Annotated in this window: 17 protein-coding genes; 12 read left to right on the forward strand and 5 right to left on the reverse strand. The window is 62.4% G+C overall.

What is annotated here, in order from left to right; genetic code table 11:
- The first annotated feature begins 62 nt into the window (after window positions 1-62).
- The 12 genes from ACDK93_RS17770 to ACDK93_RS17825 all read left to right on the forward strand — a co-directional run bounded on the left by ACDK93_RS17770 (window position 63) and on the right by ACDK93_RS17825 (window position 12,977).
- A complete protein-coding gene (locus tag ACDK93_RS17770) occupies window positions 63-1,070 on the forward strand; it encodes a dihydroxyacetone kinase subunit DhaK (protein WP_458070349.1) in 1,008 nt (335 codons plus the stop codon).
- Complete coding sequence (gene dhaL / locus ACDK93_RS17775) at window positions 1,067-1,723, forward strand: dihydroxyacetone kinase subunit DhaL (RefSeq protein WP_458070350.1); 657 nt, start codon at window positions 1,067-1,069, stop codon at window positions 1,721-1,723. The genes ACDK93_RS17770 and dhaL overlap by 4 nt, the downstream gene beginning before the upstream one ends.
- A gap of 2 nt (window positions 1,724-1,725) precedes the next feature.
- Window positions 1,726-2,370 carry a DUF2291 family protein gene (locus ACDK93_RS17780; RefSeq protein ID WP_458070351.1) on the forward strand — a complete coding sequence of 215 codons (645 nt, stop codon included), beginning with the start codon at window positions 1,726-1,728 and terminating at the stop codon, window positions 2,368-2,370.
- A complete protein-coding gene (locus ACDK93_RS17785; protein WP_458070352.1) occupies window positions 2,367-3,908 on the forward strand; it encodes a sugar ABC transporter ATP-binding protein in 1,542 nt (513 codons plus the stop codon). Before ACDK93_RS17780 ends, ACDK93_RS17785 begins: the two co-directional genes overlap by 4 nt.
- 40 nt (window positions 3,909-3,948) lie before the next feature.
- Window positions 3,949-5,097, forward strand: a complete 1,149-nt coding sequence (locus ACDK93_RS17790; RefSeq protein ID WP_458070353.1) for an ABC transporter permease — start codon at window positions 3,949-3,951, stop codon at window positions 5,095-5,097.
- Window positions 5,098-5,131: 34 nt separating this feature from the next.
- Window positions 5,132-6,133, forward strand: coding sequence for a substrate-binding domain-containing protein (locus ACDK93_RS17795; protein WP_458070354.1), 1,002 nt, complete (start codon window positions 5,132-5,134; stop codon window positions 6,131-6,133).
- Window positions 6,134-6,269: 136 nt separating this feature from the next.
- The gene (locus ACDK93_RS17800) at window positions 6,270-6,740 is read left to right on the forward strand and encodes a ribose-5-phosphate isomerase (RefSeq protein ID WP_458070355.1); all 471 of its coding nucleotides are present in this window, start codon (window positions 6,270-6,272) and stop codon (window positions 6,738-6,740) included.
- 426 nt (window positions 6,741-7,166) lie between these two features.
- Window positions 7,167-8,471, forward strand: coding sequence for an ABC transporter substrate-binding protein (locus tag ACDK93_RS17805; protein WP_458070356.1), 1,305 nt, complete (start codon window positions 7,167-7,169; stop codon window positions 8,469-8,471).
- 60 nt (window positions 8,472-8,531) lie between these two features.
- A complete protein-coding gene (locus ACDK93_RS17810; RefSeq protein WP_458070357.1) occupies window positions 8,532-9,455 on the forward strand; it encodes a carbohydrate ABC transporter permease in 924 nt (307 codons plus the stop codon).
- On the forward strand, window positions 9,452-10,276 hold the full coding sequence (locus ACDK93_RS17815; RefSeq protein ID WP_179478015.1) for a carbohydrate ABC transporter permease: 825 nt from the start codon (window positions 9,452-9,454) through the stop codon (window positions 10,274-10,276). Before ACDK93_RS17810 ends, ACDK93_RS17815 begins: the two co-directional genes overlap by 4 nt.
- Window positions 10,277-10,309: 33 nt before the next feature.
- Window positions 10,310-11,437, forward strand: coding sequence for an ABC transporter ATP-binding protein (locus ACDK93_RS17820; RefSeq protein WP_458070358.1), 1,128 nt, complete (start codon window positions 10,310-10,312; stop codon window positions 11,435-11,437).
- Between the two features lie 70 nt (window positions 11,438-11,507).
- Window positions 11,508-12,977, forward strand: a complete 1,470-nt coding sequence (locus tag ACDK93_RS17825) for a mannitol dehydrogenase family protein (RefSeq protein ID WP_458070359.1) — start codon at window positions 11,508-11,510, stop codon at window positions 12,975-12,977.
- Between the two features lie 200 nt (window positions 12,978-13,177).
- Here the strand turns inward: ACDK93_RS17825 and ACDK93_RS17830 are convergent, their stop codons facing one another.
- The 5 genes from ACDK93_RS17830 to coxB all read right to left on the reverse strand — a co-directional run bounded on the left by ACDK93_RS17830 (window position 13,178) and on the right by coxB (window position 18,430).
- A complete protein-coding gene (locus ACDK93_RS17830) occupies window positions 13,178-14,509 on the reverse strand; it encodes an IS4 family transposase (protein WP_458070360.1) in 1,332 nt (443 codons plus the stop codon).
- A 120-nt stretch (window positions 14,510-14,629) separates the two neighbouring features.
- The gene (locus tag ACDK93_RS17835) at window positions 14,630-15,517 is read right to left on the reverse strand and encodes a cytochrome c oxidase subunit 3 (protein WP_458070361.1); all 888 of its coding nucleotides are present in this window, start codon (window positions 15,515-15,517) and stop codon (window positions 14,630-14,632) included.
- A 116-nt stretch (window positions 15,518-15,633) separates the two neighbouring features.
- Window positions 15,634-15,765 carry a hypothetical protein gene (locus tag ACDK93_RS17840; RefSeq protein ID WP_458070362.1) on the reverse strand — a complete coding sequence of 44 codons (132 nt, stop codon included), beginning with the start codon at window positions 15,763-15,765 and terminating at the stop codon, window positions 15,634-15,636.
- 17 nt (window positions 15,766-15,782) lie between these two features.
- Complete coding sequence (gene ctaD, locus ACDK93_RS17845; RefSeq protein WP_458070363.1) at window positions 15,783-17,399, reverse strand: cytochrome c oxidase subunit I; 1,617 nt, start codon at window positions 17,397-17,399, stop codon at window positions 15,783-15,785.
- Between the two features lie 74 nt (window positions 17,400-17,473).
- A complete protein-coding gene (gene coxB, locus ACDK93_RS17850; protein ID WP_458070364.1) occupies window positions 17,474-18,430 on the reverse strand; it encodes a cytochrome c oxidase subunit II in 957 nt (318 codons plus the stop codon).
- Window positions 18,431-18,435: the final 5 nt, after the last annotated feature.

Here is an 18,435-nt window from a genome sequence, read left to right on the forward strand (position 1 = left end):
CCCCCGTCGTGCAGCACCGGGCAGACAGCCAACATCCAGGCCTCACCATCAGGAACGGCAGCATGAATCGAGTCATCAACGATCCGGACAACGTGGTGGAAGACATGCTCCGCGGCATCGTCGCGGCGCACCCGGAATTGAGCCTGGATGCGGACAACGCCCGCGTCATCGGCAACGCCGCACCGATCGCGGCCGGCAAGGTCGGCGTGGTCACCGGCGGCGGTTCCGGCCACGAGCCGGCATTCCTCGGCTTTACCGGTCCGGGCCTGCTGGACAGCGTGGCGATCGGCGAGATTTTTTCCTCGCCGACGGCGAAGAGTTTTCTCGGCGCGTTCAAGCGTGCCGATGGCGGCGCGGGCGTGGCCTGCCTCTACGGCAACTACGCCGGCGACAACATGAACGTCAGGATGGCGGTGAAGCTGGCTGCGGCGCAGGGCATCGAAGTCAAGACCGTCGTGGCCAACGACGACGTGGCCTCTGCACCGGCAACTGAGCGCGAAAAGCGCCGTGGCGTCGCCGGTGAAATCCTGATGTGGAAGGCCGGCGGCGCGCGCGCCGCCCTCGGCGGCGATCTGGACGCGGTGATTGCCAGCGCACGCAAGGCCATCGACAACACCCGCTCGGTCGGTATCGGGCTGTCCGCCTGCACCATTCCGGCCAACGGCAAGGCCAATTTCCACATCGCTGACGGCGAGATGGAGCTCGGTATCGGCCATCACGGCGAGCATGGCGTCAGCGTGACCAAGACTGTGCCGGCCAAGGACATGGCCAAGATGATGCTCGACATCGTCCTGCCCGACTTTCCCATTGCCCGCGGCGATGAAGTCGCCGTGCTGATCTCGGGACTAGGCGCCACGCCGGTGATGGAGCAATACATTCTGTATGCCGAAGTCGCCGACCAACTGGCCGCCGCAGGGGTAAAGATCGGCTTCCGCTTCGTCGGCAACCTGTTCACCTCGCTGGAGATGATGGGCGTGACGCTAACCATTACCCGCCTCGACGACGAGCTGCGTGAACTTCTGGCGCATCCGTGCAGCAGCATCGGCCTGACCGTTGGAGCCGGCGCATGAGCACGCAAAGCCTGCCGATGGCCGACTCGGCCTTTGTCGTGCGCGACCTGATCGCGGTGATCCGCGAGAACCGTGACTATCTGTCCGAGATCGACGCCGCCATCGGCGACGGCGACCACGGCATCAACATGAGCAAGGGCTTCTCGCAGTGCGCGCAGCGGCTGGACAAGGACGGCAGCACCGATCTGCCGCGCGCCTTCGACACGCTGGCCGAGTCGCTGATGGACGGCATCGGCGGCTCGATGGGGCCGCTCTACGGCAGTTTCTTCATGCGCTTTGGCGAGACATTCAAGGGCAACGATACGCTCGACGCCGCGCTGTTCGCCAAAGCCCTGCGGCAGGGCCTGGAATCCATCGGCGAACTCGGTGAGGCCAAGGTCGGCGACAAGACCCTGGTCGACACCCTGCAGCCGGCAACCGACGCGTTTGACGCCGCGCTCGCCCACGGCGCGGACTTCACGACTGCGCTGCAGCTGATGAGCACCGCCGCCGAGAAGGGCAAGGACTCGACCAGGGACATGCAGGCGCGTATCGGCCGCGCGGCCCGCCTGGGCGAGCGTTCGATCGGCGTACTCGATGCGGGCGCCACCTCGTGTTTTCTTATCCTGCGCAGCATGGAGAAATCCATCGGCGCCAAGCTCGCGTTGGTATGACCGTGACGACGTCGACGAAGAAAAAACTCAGCCCCGCTGCACGCCGCGCGATTGCCGCGGCGCTTGCGGTGATCGTCCTGGTCGCGATGGGCCTGGGAACCAAGGTCGTCAAGATCGGCGCCGACACGGCCGCTCAGTCCGGCGCGTTTTCGCCCGAGCAGTTCGGCCAGACCGAGTTTCCGAAAATTCAGGCGGCGGTGGAAAAACGCGCCGTCGACGCGGCGACCCTAGCCGCTGCGGTGGCCAAGGATCAGGCGGCCGCCATCAAGACCTACGGCGTGCCCGCGAATACCGGGCCGGAAATATCGGTCAAATTCACCGGCACCGTGGGCGAAGGACAGTCGGGCGTCTACCACGTGGCCATCGACGGCGTACCCGCAACGGTGACCGTCCGCGTGCAGACCGGCCCGGCGATCAACGGCACGGATCTGCGCGACGCCACCGGCACCATCACGTTCGGTCAGTTCGTCAACCAGATCGAATACCAGAACGCCGGTTCGGCGCTGAACAACGCGATGAAGCAAGCCGTGTTGTCCAAGCTCGACACCAGCAAGCTCACCGGCAAGAAGATCACCGTCGTCGGCGTCTTCGAACTGATCAACCCCAACAACTGGCTGGTCACGCCGGTGACGCTGAGCGTGCAATGACGAGGAGCCCCGACAGCGCCAGCCGCACCGGCGACGTCGTGCTGGCCGCGCGCGACATCGTCAAATCGTATGGCAATACGCACGCGCTGAAGGGCGTCAATTTCGAGATCCATCGCGGCAAGGTCACCACGCTGTTCGGTGAAAACGGCGCGGGCAAGTCGACGTTGATGAAGATTCTTTCCGGCGTGGAAACACCAACCTCGGGCAGCATCGTCCTCGACGGCGAGCCGGTGACCTTCAGCTCGACCGTCGAGGCGCGTGATCGCGGTATCTCGATCATCCACCAGGAACTCAGCCTCGCGCCGAACCTCAACGTGCGCGACAACATCTTCATGGGCCGCGAACTGCGCACCGCCTACGGTGTGGACTTCGCCGAAGAGGCGCGTCAGACCGCCGCGCTGATGGCCAGTCTGGAGGAAGACATTGCGCCAACCACGCTGATCCAGGCGCTGCGCCTGGGCCAGCAGCAGCTCGTGGAAATTGCGCGCGCGCTGTCGGTGAACTCGCGCATCCTGATTATGGACGAGCCCACGTCGGCGCTCAGCGCCGCCGAGGTCGAACTGCTGTTCAAGGTGATCCGCGACCTGACCAGCCGCGGCGTCTCGATCGTCTACATCTCCCATCACCTCGAGGAGGCGCTGGAGATCACCGACCACGCCGTGGTGCTGCGCGACGGAAACATCACTGCGACCGCCGAGGCGAAGGACATCGATCTCGAATGGGTCGTGCGCAACATGGTCGGCGAAAACTTCAACCTCGGCTCGCCGCCGGACGGCTATGAACTCGGCGAGGTCGCGTTGAGCATCGATGACGTCAGCATCGCCGATGCGGCGAACCCGGAACGCTCGGTAGTCAATCGTCTGTCGCTTGACGTTCGTGCGGGCGAGATTGTCTGCATCTACGGCCTGATGGGCGCCGGGCGCACCGAACTGATGGAGTCGATTGCAGGACGCGTGCCGATGACCGGCGGGCGCATTCTGCTCAAGGGGCAGGACATCTCTCGCCTCAGCATCGCCGACCGTATCGAACGGGGCCTGGGCCTGGTGCCGGAGGATCGGCAGCGCGACGGTCTGGTGCAGACGATGTCGGTCGGCGCCAATCTCTCGCTGGCCAGCATTGGCGCCTTTGTCCGCGGACTGCTGATGTCGCGCCCGGACGAGCATGCGCTGGTCGACAATGCGATCCGCGATGTGCACGTCAAGACCCCCGGCGGGAGTGCGCCGATCGGATCGCTGTCCGGCGGCAATCAACAGAAGGTAGTCATCGGCAAGATGCTGATGACGCAGCCGCAGGTGATTCTGCTGGACGAGCCCAGCCGCGGCATCGACATCGGCGCCAAGGCAGAGGTGTTTCGCCTGCTCGGCGAGCGCGCGGCGCAAGGCCTGGCTGTGCTGTTCTCGACCTCGGAGGTCAGCGAGTGCCTGAGCATCGCGCACCGGATCATCGTGATGCGGCGGGGCAGGATTTCCGCCGAGTTCGGCCCGGATGTCACCAAGGAACAGATCATGGCCGCCTCGGGCGAGGCCGTGGTCGCATGATCGCCACGCACAACGTCACCAAGCACAACGGAAGCCGACCATGACCGACAAACGCCGCAACGATTCGAGCCCAGCCACCGCGCCCGCACGCGCGGGCCGGTTCAGTGGGCTGAGCGTGGGCAAGCTGCTGCTGGAAGGTCGTGCCTTCTTCGCGCTGATCGTGATCATCATCGTTTTCTCCAGCATGTCGCCGTACTACTTTTCGCTCAACAACTTTCTCACCATGGCCTCGCATGTGGCGATCTACGGCATTCTGGCGATCGGCATGCTGCTGGTCATTCTCAACGGCGGCATCGATCTGTCGGTCGGTTCGACGCTCGGGCTTTCCGGCGTGATGGCAGGCTTTCTGATGCACGGCGTGACGCTGAAGACGTTTGGCGTGACGCTGTTCCCGTCGGTCTGGGTGGTGGTGATCGTGGCCTGCGCGCTCGGCGCGCTGGTGGGCTTGATCAACGGCGTGCTGATCGCGCGGTTCAAGGTGCCCGCCTTCGTCGCGACCCTGGGCATGCTCTACGTGGTGCGCGGCGTCGCGCTGCTGATGACCAATGGCCTGACCTACAACAACCTCGGCGGCAAGCCCGAACTGGGCAACACCGGCTTCGACTGGCTGGGCTTCAATCGCCTGCTCAATGTGCCGATCGGCGTGCTGGTGCTCGCGGCCATCGCACTGATCTTCAGCGTCGTGCTGACCCGCTCGGTGTTTGGCCGCTGGCTGTATGCCTCCGGCGGCAACGAGCGCGCGGCGCAGCTTTCCGGGGTGCCGGTGAAGAAGGTGCAGGTCTACGTCTACGTGATTTCCGGCGTGTGTGCCGCCATCGCCGGCCTGATCCTGTCGTCCGAACTGACCTCGGCCGGCCCGACGGCCGGCACCTCCTACGAGCTGACCGCCATCGCGGCGGTGGTCATCGGCGGCGCAGCGCTGACCGGCGGCCACGGCAATATCCGCGGCACCCTGCTTGGCGCGTTTGTCATCGGCTTCCTGTCCGACGGGCTGGTGATCATCGGCGTATCGGCCTACTGGCAAACCGTGTTCACCGGCTCGGTCATCGTGCTTGCCGTGCTGCTCAACGCGGTGCAGTACCGCCGCCCGGGCAAGCGCGCGGACAAAAACGGCGGCGGTTCCCTGTCTGCGCGAACGAAAGACCCGGTCTCCGTGACCGGCGCAGTAATCAAGAAGACTGCCGGCTAGTCGGCGATTTACCCCTCAACAACAGGAGCATTCCATGTCTCGCAAAGCTATCGCTTTAAAGCTGGTGACCGTCGCCGTGGTTGGCGCCCTCGCCCTCGCCGCCTGCTCCAAATCGCCTGACTCCGGTGCCAGCGCGGCTCCGGGCGATGCCAGCAAGGCCGGTGGCCTGATCTCGATCATCGTCAATGATCCGTCCAATCCGTACTGGCAGACCGAGGGCAATGTCGCCAAGGCCGAGGCAGAAAAGCTGGGTTATCAGGCGACCGTCGGCGCATCCAAGGGCGACACCAACACCGAAAGCAACCTGATCGACACGGCGATCACCAATAAGTCGGTCGCCATCATCCTCGACCCGGCCAACGCGAGCGGATCGATCGGCGCGGTGAAGAAAGCGGTCGCCGCGAACATCCCGGTCATCATCATCAATGCCGAGATCAACCAGGAAGGTCTCGCCAAGGCGCAGCTGGTTTCCAACAACGCGCAGGGCGCCGCTCTCGGTGCACAGCAGTGGGTCAAGGACATGGGCGAGACCGGCAACTATGTCGAGCTGCTCGGTTCGCCGTCGGACAACAATGCCGCTACCCGCTCGAACGGTTTCAACACGGTGCTCAGCCAATACCCGAACCTGAAAAAGGTCGGCTCGCAGGTCGCCGACTGGGATCGCACCAAGGGCCACGACAAGATGCAGAGCATGCTGCAGGCGAACCCGAACATCACCGGCGTAATCAGCGGCAATGACGAGATGGCACTCGGCGCCATCGCCGCACTGAAGGAAGCCGGCAAGCTGGCGAACGTCAAGATCGGCGGCTTCGACGGTTCACCCGATGCCATCGCCGCGATCAAGGCTGGCGAACTGCAGTACACCGTCCTGCAGCCGGTGGCGACGTTTGCCGCCAAGGCGCTGGACGAAGCCGATGCGTTCGTAAAAACCGGCAAGACCGGCGCGGCGACCGAGAAGCAGCTGTTCGACTGCATCCTGGTGACCAAGGCCAATGTCGGCGACTACACCTCGCCGTTCACGCTCAGCAGCAAGTAACCCGTATCAAACCGGGAGCGTTCTCGGACGCTCCCGGCCAACGGCGTGCAAGCGCCGGAGAAAGCGATCGACAACTGTTTCGGCGACGTCGACTCACCGTCGGACAGAACGCCCGATGCACACAACGAGGCACTCCATGAACCGTAAACTGCGGATCGTTGTCGGTTCCGACGACGCCGGCTTCGAATACAAGGAAGCGCTGAAAGCGGACCTGGAAGCCAACCCGAACATCGAACTCGTCGAAGACATCGGCGTGGACTCGAACAGCCACACGCCTTACCCCACCGTGGCCATCGCCGCGGCGAAGATGATCGCCGCCGGCACCGCCGACCGTGCCCTGCTTGTTTGCGGCACGGGTCTGGGCGTCGCCATTGCCGCGAACAAGGTGGCCGGCGTACGCGCGGTGACGGCGCATGACAGCTACTCGGTGGAACGCGCGGTGCTGAGCAACAACGCTCAGGTGCTGGCGTTTGGTCAGCGCGTGATCGGGCTGGAGCTGGCGCGCCGTCTGGCACGTGAGTGGGTGACATACACGTTCGACGACGCGTCGGCCTCGGCGAAGAAAGTGGCGCTGATGTCCGATTATGAAAATCAGGTTGAAGGTTGACTCGCCTGCACAGACATCAGCCGGTTGGCTGGACGATCGCAAACCAGGCCATGCCACCGGGCGCCGTTTTACGTGAAACGCTTTGGCGCGTTATGAAATTGAACGGACCAACAGTCCATCTCGCCCTGCAACATCGCCCGCGCATTTTGCAGCCGATAGCGGAAGCGCATCTTGCGGCCGACAGCCGGTTTTGTGCGCCTCGGCCCCATCGATTTCCCCGATTCGATGCAGCGCATTGCTGCAGTCGCAGCAATGTCATTTAGATCGATCCATCACCCGCAAGGCTTGGGCAATGTTCGAAGATAGTTGCTTAGTAGCTCCACCGATTCAACCATCGCGCCGGCCAAGCCTCAACGGGTTTTGCCCTGCCGAATCGAGCTCTACCTACCGCGCTACATCGACATTTACGCCTACTGAGGACGAATGATGACCATCAAGACGTTGCTTTTCATCGCAGGCATGGGCGCCACGGCGGTGGCCTCTGCGCAGAGTGCCATTACGGTCGCGGTGGTGAACAACCCCGACATGGTGACCATGCAGAAACTGTCCGGCGAGTTCGGCAAGCTGCATCCCAACGTCAAGGTGAATTTCGTCACCCTGCCGGAAAACGAATTGCGCCAGAAGGTCACTACGGATATCGCCACCAGCGCCGGCCAGTACGACGTGGTGATGCTCAGCAACTACGAAACGCCGATCTGGGCAAAGAACGGCTGGCTGATGCCGATGACCCCGCCCGCGGACTATGACATCAACGACCTGCTGCCATCGGTGCGCAAGGGCCTGTCGTACAACGACAAGATCTACGCGCTGCCGTTCTACGCCGAGTCGTCGATGACGTATTACCGCAAGGACCTGTTCGCTGCGGCCAAGCTCACCATGCCGGCCGAGCCGACCTGGACCCAGATCGGCCAGTTCGCCGCCAAGCTCACCGACAAGTCCAAGGGCACGTATGGCATCTGCCTGCGCGGCCTGCCCGGCTGGGGCGAGAACATGGCGCTGTTCGACACCATGGTCAACGCCTACGGCGGCCGCTGGTTCGACATGAACTGGAAACCGGAGCTGACCTCCGCGCCGTGGAAGAATGCCGCCAACCAGTACAAGACTCTGCTGACGCAATACGGCCCGCCGGGTGCGACCTCCAACGGCTTCACCGAATCGGAAACGCTGTTCGCCAACGGCCAGTGCGCGATGTGGGTGGATGCGACGGTCGCGGCGGGCTATCTGGCCGATCCGAAGACCTCCAAGGTGGCCGCCAACGTCGGCTTTGCCCAGTCGCCGCACGAAGTGACCAAGGCCGGTTCGAACTGGCTGTACATCTGGGCACTGGCGATTCCGAAATCGTCCAAGCACGCGGCCGATGCGCAGACCTTTATCGACTGGGCGACCTCGAAGGGTTATATCGCCACGGTGGCCAAGGCCAAGGGCTGGGTCGCCGTACCGCCGGGCACGCGTCAGTCGACCTATGCCAATCCGGAATATCTGAAGGTCGCGCCGTTCGCCAAGCTGGTGGCGCAGGCTATCGGCACGGCCGATCCGACCAAGCCGTCGGTGCAACAGGTGCCTTATGTCGGCATCCAGTTCGTCGATATCCCCGAGTTCCAGGCGATCGGCACTCGCGTTGGCCAGATCATGGCCGGCATCCTGGCCGGGCAGACCACGGTGGATCAGGGCCTGCAGGTGGCGCAGACGTTCACCGAACGCATGATGATCCAGTCGGGCAAAACCAAGTAAAGCTCCCTCGCGACCGCTGACGCACTGGCGTCGGCGGTCCGCACACTACTGGATTCGCCTATGTCGTCCTCCGCCGTCGCCGTACCGTCTCGCGGCAAAGCTAAAGCCAACCTGTCCGGCGCGCCCGTGCGCCGGCTGCTCGCGCCGGCCGTGATCTTCATGTTCGTATGGATGATCGTGCCGCTGGTGATGACGCTGTACTACGCGTTCCGGCGCTACAACCTGATGATGCCGGACGTCACCGGCTTCGCCGGCATCACCAACTTCAAGCTGATGTTCACCGATCCCACGTTCTGGGATTCGCTGATCAATACGCTGGTGCTGGTAGGCGCCAGTTTGGTCATCACGGTAGGCGTCGGGCTGGGGCTGGCGATACTTTTCAATCGCACGTTCGCCGGCCGCGGCGTGGCGCGCACGCTGGCGATCGCACCGTTCTTCGTGATGCCGGTGGTCACCGGCCTGATCTGGAAGAACATGCTGTTTCATCCGGTCTACGGCCTGCTGGCCTGGGTGTTTCGCCATCTGGGGCTGAACCCGATCGACTGGCTCGCGCAGTATCCGATGCTGTCGATCATCATCATGGTGTCGTGGGAGTGGATTCCGTTTGCCCTGCTGATCCTGCTGACCGGCCTGCAGTCGCTGCCCGAAGACCAGATCGAGGCCGTGCGGCTGGACGGCGCCAACCGCTGGCAGGAGTTTCGCCATATCGTGGTGCCGCATCTGGGCCAGGTTCTGTACGTGGTGGTGATGCTGGAAAGCATTTTCTTTCTGACGTCGTTTGCCGAGATCTACACCACGACATCCGGCGGCCCCGGTACGGCAACCACCAACCTGCCCTATTACATCTATCAATCCGCGTTTTTCCAGTACGACATCGGCATCTCGTCGGCAGCGGCGATCGGCGCGGTCATCCTGGCGAATATCTTCTCGATCTTTCTGATCCGCTTCGTGGCGGGCAACTTGAACGCGGGGAGCCGTAGATGAAAGACAGAACCATAGGAGGCATCCTGCTGACGGCGCTGGCGTACTTCGTGGCGCTGGTGATGTTCTTTCCGATCCTTTGGATGCTGCTGACGGCCTTCAAGACCGAGCAGAACGCGTTCACGATCGACCCGCATTTTCTGTTCGTGCCCACGCTGGACAGCTTCCGCGTGGCGCTGGAGCAGGGCAGCGGCTATCTGCATTACGCGCTCAACTCGGTCGTCTCGGCCGTGGTGTCCACCCTGGTCGGGCTGCTGCTGGCAATTCCGGCCGCGTATGCGATGGCCTTCTTCCCGACCAAGCGCACTGACTTCACCCTGGTCTGGATGGTCTCGACCAAGTTCATTCCGGCCGTGGGCGTGCTGATCCCGATTTACCTGGTCTACAAGCAGCTTGGCCTGCTGGATAACCTGGCCGGACTGACCCTGCTGTTCACCGCCATGAACATGCCGCTGCTGGTGTGGATGGTTTATTCATACTTCAAGGATATTCCCAAGGATCTGGTCGAGGCAGCGGACATCGACGGTGCCACCACCCTGCAGACGATGCGCAAGGTGATCCTGCCGCTAGCCCTGCCCGGCATTGCCTCGGCCGGACTGCTGGCGCTGATTCTGGCCTGGAACGAGTCGTTCTGGAGCCTCACCATGACGGATCACACCGCCGCGACGCTGGCCGTCTATATCGCCTCGTTCAAGAGCGCCGAAGGCCTGTTCTGGGCCAAGATGTCGGCCGCCTCGGTGCTCACCGTTGCGCCGATCATCGTGCTCGGCTGGTTTGCCCAGCGGCAGATGGTGCGCGGGCTCACCTTTGGCGCCGTGAAGTAGCGCGTCATCCCCATCTGCTGAAAAGGTTTATTCATGGCCATCGTTGAACTGAAGGACGTCGTCAAAAACTACGGAGGCAAGGGCAGCGATGCCGCCGACAACGCCGTGGACAGTTTCAACCTGACCACCAAGGACGGCGAGTTCATCGTGCTGGTGGGGCCTTCCGGCTGCGGCAAGACCACCACCATGCGCATGATTGCCGGCCTGGAAAGCATCAGCGGCGGCACAATCAGCATCGATGGGCGCGACGTCAGCCAGGTGGCGCCCAAGGATCGCGACATCGCGATGGTGTTCCAGAGCTACGCGCTGTATCCGCACATGAGCGTGTTCGAAAACATGGCCTTTGCCCTGCGCCTGAAAAAACTGCCCGATGCGGAAATCACCGCGCGCGTGCAGGAGGCGGCCAAGGTACTCGACATCGCCCACCTGCTCGAGCGCAAGCCGCGTGCGCTGTCCGGCGGCCAGCGCCAGCGGGTGGCGCTGGGCCGCGCGATCGTGCGCCAGCCGCAGGTGTTCCTGATGGACGAGCCGCTGTCGAATCTGGACGCCAAGCTGCGTGTCGACATGCGCGCGGAAATCGTCAAGCTGCACCGCAGGCTGGCCGTCACCACGTTCTACGTCACGCACGACCAGGTCGAGGCGATGACCATGGGTCAGCGCATCGTGGTGATGCTCAACGGCAAGATCCAGCAGATCGACACGCCGCAGCGCCTGTACGAATGGCCGGCCAACATCTTCGTCGCCGGCTTTATCGGCACGCCGTCGATGAACTTTCTGCGCGGCAAGGTCGGCGCCGACAAGCGCAGCGTGGCGAACGAGCATTTCAGCTTGACCCTGACCGGTGCGCGCGGCGAAGCTTTGGCGGCGCACGCGGGCACCGAGGCGGTGGTCGGCATCCGCCCCGAGCATCTGAGCTATCTGGTACCCAACGACCCGATCACGGAGAACGTGCTGTCCGGCGTCGTCGAAGTGGTCGAGCCGCTGGGCTCGGTCACCATGATCCAGGTGCAGGTTGGACCGTATCGCGTCACCGCACAGATCGAAAGCCATCTGACGGTCGCGATGGGCGAGCCGATCCGCCTGCGCTGCCAGACCGACAAGCTGCAGGTGTTCGATGCCACCAGCGAGCAGTCTCTGCTGCAGGCGCCCGCGGCCAGCTGACAGGCACCGCATCGGCTTCGTTGTGCGCCGTTGACCCGCGCCCCCTTTCTCGATCCAAGAAGATTTTTCCATGCACAAGCTCAATGCCAGCACGCTCCATCAACTCGATACCGCCGTCGCCGTGCCCGGCTACGATCGCAGCAAAGTCGGCGTCGGCATCGTGCACTTCGGTGTGGGCGGCTTTCACCGCGCGCATCAGGCCATGTATCTCGACCGGCTGATGAACGACGGCAACGCGCTCGACTGGGGCATCTGCGGCGTCGGCGTGATGCCGGCGGATCAGCGCATGAAAACCGTGATGGACGCGCAGAACGGGCTTTACACGCTGGTCGTCAAACATCCGGACGGCAGCTACGAGCCGCGGGTCATCGGTTCCATCGTCGAGTACCTCTACGCGCCGGACGACGTCGAGACAGTGCTGGAAAAAATGGCCAGCCCCGAGGTGCGCATCGTGTCGCTGACCATCACCGAAGGCGGCTACAACTTTCACCACGTCAGCGGCGAATTCAATTTCGATAACGCCGACGTCAAGCACGATCTCGCCGAAGGCGCCGAACCGAAGACCAGCTTTGGCCTGGTAACGGAAGCGCTGGCACGGCGCAGGGCTCGCGGCATCACGCCATTCACTGTGATGTCGTGCGACAACATTCAGGGCAACGGCGATGTGGCCAAGGCTACTTTCACTGCCTACGCGCGTCGCAAGAACGCTGAACTTGGCGAGTGGATCGCCGAGCACGTGAAGTTTCCCAACTCGATGGTCGATCGCATCACGCCGGTGACCACCGATGCCGATCGTGACGAGGTGAGGCAGCACTTCGGCATCGACGACGCGTGGCCGGTCGTGTGCGAGCCGTTTACCCAGTGGGTGCTGGAAGACCATTTCAACGAAGGCCGCCCCGCGTTCGAGGACGTCGGCGTGCAGATCGTCGACGAGGTCATGCCGTATGAACTGATGAAGCTGCGGCTGCTCAACGCCAGCCATCAGGCGCTGACGTATTTCGGCTACCTCGCCGGCTACCGCTACGCGCACGAGGTCTGCCACGATCCGCTGTTCGTCGACTTCCTGCTCGGCTACATGGTCGAGGAAGGCTCGCCCACGCTCTCACCGCTGCCCGGGGTTGATCTCGATCTCTACCGCAAGACGCTGATCGAGCGCTTCGCCAACCCGCAGATCCGCGACACCCTGGCGCGCCTGTGCGCCGAAAGCTCGGACCGCATTCCCAAATGGCTGGTGCCGGTGATTCGTCACCAGCTGGCGCACAACGGCGAGATCAAGCGTAGCGCCGCCGTGGTCGCCAGCTGGGCGCGCTATGACGAGGGCATCGACGAACAGGGTGAGCCCATCGAGATCGTCGACCGGCTAAAGGATCAGCTACATGCAATTGCGCGGAACAATCGCCGCCATCCGCTGGCCTTTATCGAAAACCGCGAGCTGTTCGGCGATCTTGTCGAGCATCCGCGCTTTGTCGCCGCCTATACCTGGGCGCTGGACTCGCTGCATCGGGTTGGGGCGCGGGCCACGTTGGAAGCGTTGCGCTAGGCGATGTGGTAAACCTCTTTCGTATAACCACGCGGCAGGAGCACGCTGACTGATAAAATTTCAATATGGGACGGAATGACTGCGAGCGATCAGCATTCGCGCGCCTCCCCTGGTCAGCAGCAAGATCGCACGTTCGTGATACACCATCAAACAGACAGCAGTCGCATTAAAGAAAAAGCTGCCTCATGGCGCAATGCTGTTCACTTAAGCGGAGCAGCCTTTCGATTCACGGGGTAGCGAGTCTTGGATATTTTGACGGACCTCGGCCTGGAAGGCCGAGGTCGTCTATCCAGAAACAGGTTGCCGATTCCGGCCCTGAGTTGAGCCAGTCGTACTCCGGTGCGTGATAGAGGTTGCGCTGCCGCCATGACAATGAGTTGGGCGGCGATGTATTGATAGGCGAACTTGAAGCGCACTCGGGCTGGCTCTTGGCCGTGCGCTACGGCGGCCTGACTGGCCTCGCGACGGATCACGTTGTAGCCCAGGAGCAAACCCCAGACTTCCTGATAGATCAACGCGACGGTCTTGCTGCGCAGCGTGACGGCATTGTGTTGCAGGGAGCTCTTGATGTCCCGGAAGCCCAACTCGATTTCCCAGCGCTCCCGATACAACTGTGCAACGGCTTCGCTGGAGTAGTGCTCGGCTGGCAGCGAGGTGTAGACCGTTCTTCGCTGTCCCTTGTGCATGTAGCTCACGGCTCGCACTTCCCAGACCGCAGGCAGTTCGGGGTTACGTTTGCGTGCCTGCGGCGAGACCTTCATCTGCACCCACTGATCATCGGCGTGGTAAGTCTCCCGTGTCTCGCACACCAGATTTTTGCGAGCAGGAATCAGCCAATGCCGTTGTTGGCCGCCACCGGCCAGACGCAGCAGCAGGTCAGCGCTCCAGAAGCCCTTGTCCAACAGGGTGATTGAGCGGTCCGGTATGCGGTCGATGAACTCATCGGCCAAGCGAATTTCGCTGCGCCGATAAGGACTAAGCTGGGCATCCAGCATGACGTGCGAACGGACATTCATCAGGGCGACCAGTCGCATCATCGGGAACGGTGTCTGGCGATCGGTGCTGGTATTGCCCGAGCCGAAGTGTTCACGCAATGCCGGGGTGTCCGGGGTGCGCAACACCGCGCCATCGGCGGCCAGCACCTGCAAGCCGTGCCAGTCATCGCCGGGATAGCGCTCCTTGCCCCAGCACTCGCCGGTCTGACGGAACAGGCATTGCAGCGGCTCGGCGCCAAGGCGCTGACGCGCCTGAGAGACGCCACTGCGCGCCAACAGACTGTCGCTGGCCAAGCCTTGTGCGCAGATGTTCAGCCGACGAGCCACCTCCGAGATCGGCTCGTTACGAAACAGTGCCATGCCCAGCACCAGCCACAGCACCTGATCCAACGGTAAACGCCGGCGGCGAATTGTGGCCGAGGAGGAAAGGTCCAGCGCCGAGGCTACCCACTCGACAGGAATGTGCTGCGCGAAGGTACTCAGATCAGAGAACGAGTGCAGCTCATCGATATCAAACAGAACACTTTGCAGAGACACAAAAAAATCCGGCCTTCAACACGTGAAGGCCAGATTCTTGGGACGCCCTGGCTACGATGCAATGCTTAAGTGAACAGCATTACGGCATCTGCCGGGCTTTTTCTTTTTTTGGCGCTAAGCTCAGAGAATGTAGACGAACATGAAAAGGCCGAGCCAGACCACGTCGACGAAATGCCAGTACCACGCTACCGCTTCGAAGCCGAAGTGGTGCTCCTTGTTGAAATGACCTTTCAACACGCGGAACCAGATCACCGCCAGCATGATCGTACCCAGCGTCACGTGCAGGCCGTGGAAGCCGGTCAGCAGGAAGAACGTCGAGCCGTAGACGCCGCTGTGCAGGGTCAGGTTCAGTTCGCGATACGCCTCGATGTATTCGTGCGCCTGAAAATTCAGGAATAGAGCGCCCAGCAGCACGGTCAGGCCCAGAAACACCAGAATTTTGCCGCGATGCCCCGCGCGCAGCGCATGGTGAGCAATCGTGACGGTGACGCTGGACGAAAGCAGGATCAACGTATTGAGCAGCGGCAGACCCCATGCCGGCACGGTGCGGAACGCGCCGCCGATATGCTGCGGGCCGTTGCCGGCGTTGGAGCCCCAGGAAGCCGCGTAGTCGCTCCACAGAAACTCATGCGTCAGCACGCCATGGCCCTCGCCGCCGAGCCAGGGCAGGGAAAACATGCGGATATAGAACAGCGCGCCGAAAAACGCGCCGAAGAACATCACCTCGGAAAAGATGAACCACATCATGCCCATGCGGAACGAGGTGTCGACCTGATGATTGTAGCTGCCCGCCTGGGATTCGTTGATCACCGAACGGAACCAGCCGAAGAACATGCCCAACACGCCGATCACGCCGACGATCAACACCGTCTTGCCGAAGCCGGAATCGCCCGGAGGCGCATTGAGCCAGTGCGCGGCACCGAACATGGTGGTGAACATGACCACCGCGGCCACGAAGGGCCAGTAGCTTTTGTTCGGAATGAAATACGCGTCGTGCGACTGACCCATGGTTGAAACCCCGTGGACTTCTCTTGATGACTTTACCCCGCGTGGTAGCGCGGGGAACTGCAAACGGATCGGCCGCTGCCAGCGACCGAGCATAACCTGCCACTGCGACGATACGGCTACTTCATCAGCACGATCTGGATGAACGACAGCAGAAAGAACGCCACGACGATCGACACCAGGATCGTCACTGTGCGCCGCACACCCTTACGGCGCTTTTCGATCTCGTCACTGGTCAGCACGGGCGTCATGGGTGGTGGCTTGCCGATCAATCGTTGACGTGGCCGTGCGCGAGATCTTCATCGCGGATCACCGGCGGCACGTCGAAGGTATGGAATGGCGCCGGCGACGGTACCGTCCACTCCAGACCCTTGGCACCTTCCCAAACGCGGTCGGTGGCCTTCTTCTTGGAGAGCCACACGGCATGCACCAGCACGCCGAGGAAGATCAGCTGCGAGGCGCCGAACAGAAAGCCGCCGATCGAGCTGATCATGTTGAAGTTGGCGAACGCCACGTTGTAGTCGGGGATGCGACGCGGCATACCGGCCAGACCCAGGAAGTGCTGCGGGAAGAACAGCACGTTGACCCAGATTACGCTGTTCCAGAAATGCATCTTGCCCCAGAACTCGCTGTACATGTGACCGCACCACTTCGGCAGCCAGTAATAGGTTGCCGAGATGATTGCGAACAGCGCGCCGGTCACCAGCACGTAGTGGAAGTGCGCCACCACGAAGTAGGTGTCGTGGTACTGGAAATCCGCCGGCACCAGGGCCAGCATCAGGCCGGAAAAGCCGCCGATGGTAAACAGGATCACGAACGCGATGGCGAACAGCATCGGCGTTTCGAAGGTCATCGAGCCGCCCCACATGGTGCTGACCCAGTTGAACACCTTCACGCCGGTCGGCACCGCAATCAGCATCGTGGCATACATGAAGAAGATCTCGGCGCCCATCGGCAGGCCGACCGCAAACATGTGATGCGCCCACACGATGAACGACAGGAAGGCGATCGACGCAATCGCAAACACCATCGCCTTGTAGCCGAAGATCGGCTTGCGCGCGAAGGTCGGAATCACCTCGGAGATAATGCCGAAGGCCGGCAGAATCATGATGTAGACCTCGGGATGCCCGAAGAACCAGAAGATGTGCTGATACAGCACCGGGTCGCCGCCGCCGCCGGGGTTGAAGAAGTTGGTGCCGAAGTACTTGTCGGTCAGCAGCATCGTCACCGCACCGGCCAGCACCGGCATTACTGCGATCAGCAGGAACGCCGTGATCAGCCAGCTCCACACGAACACCGGCATCTTCAGCAGATCCATGCCGGGCGCGCGCATGTTGAGAATGGTGGCAATGATGTTGATCGCGCCCATGATCGAGCTGATGCCCATCAGATGCACAGCAAAAACCACGTAGGCCAGCGAGCTGCTCTGCAGCGACAGCGGCGGGTACATCGTCCAGCCGCCGGCCGGGCCGCCGCCGGGCAGGAACAGCGTGGACAGCAGCAAGATGAAGGCGAACGGCATGATCCAGAATGACAGGTTGTTCATGCGCGGCAGCGCCATGTCCGGCGCGCCGACCATCAGCGGAATCATCCAGTTACCGAGGCCGACGAAAGCCGGCATGATCGCGCCGAAAATCATCACCAGCGCATGCAGCGTGGTCATCTGGTTGAAGAAGTACGGCTGCACCAGCTGCAGGCCCGGCTTGAACAGTTCGGCGCGGATCACCATGGCGAAACTGCCGCCGATGAAGAACATCACCAGGGCAAACACCAGATAGAGCGTGCCGATGTCCTTGTGGTTGGTGGACATGCACCAGCGCTGGAAGAAATTCTTCGGCGCGCCGTGGTGATCATCGTGGTGATCATGGGTGGCTGCGTGGGACATGGGCTTGACCTCAACCTGATGGGAATGCGACGACGTGGATGACGTGTGCGAAAGCGTGTTTACAAAAGCGACGTTCAGCCCTGCTTGGCGACCGGGGTTTTAGCTGCTGCGGACACCGGCGCAATCTGCGCCGTCTTCGGCGCAGCAGCGCTCGCTGACGATGCCGGGGCAGCAGGCGGCGGATTGGCCTTCGCCTGCTCGTCGGCGAGCCATTTCGCAAAGTCCGGCTTGGACTTGGCCACCACGACGATCGGCATGAAGCCGTGATCCTGACCGCACAGCTCGGCGCACTGGCCGCGGTAAATGCCGGGCTCCTTGATGTTGGTCCATGCCGCATTGACGATGCCCGGGATCGCGTCGAGCTTCCAGCCCAGCGCCGGCACCCACCACGAATGGATCACGTCGGCGCCGGTGATGACGAAGCGGATCTTGGTACCGACCGGCACGACCAGCGGCTTGTCGACATTCAGCAGGTAAGTGCTTTCGTCGCCGACCTTCACCGCATAAGGATCCATGCCCGAACCGAGCTGGCGGGTCTGGTCGCTCTGCGTGTCGAGCTTGGACATGAAGCCGACCTTGCTGATCGGCTTGCCCAGATAATCCACGTAGTCGTAGCGCCACTTCCACTGATAGCCGGTCACCTTGACAGTCATCTGCGAGCCGGTGGTATCGGCCCAGGAGGTGATGCCGCCGGTGGCGAAGTAGGCCAGCGTAATCAGGATGAGCACCGGAACGGTGGTCCAGATGATTTCCAGCTTGGTGTTGTGCGACCACTTTTCGGCGACCGCGCCGCGCGATTTGCGAAAGCGGAACATCGCGATGAACATCGCGCCGAACACCAGAATGCCGATCACGACACACACACCGAACGACCAGTTGTTCAGCTCGTACGGCACGTGCGACCAGGTCGAACCGCCCGGCGCCATGTTCAATTGATATGGCTTCGGATCCGCGCTGGCCGCGCTGCCGAACAGCGCTGCCGCAAGGGCCGCCGCTGCCGTGATTGATCGCCTGATGCTGCCAGATGTCATGTGTT

It is taken from the genome of Rhodanobacter sp. BL-MT-08 (assembly GCF_054161255.1).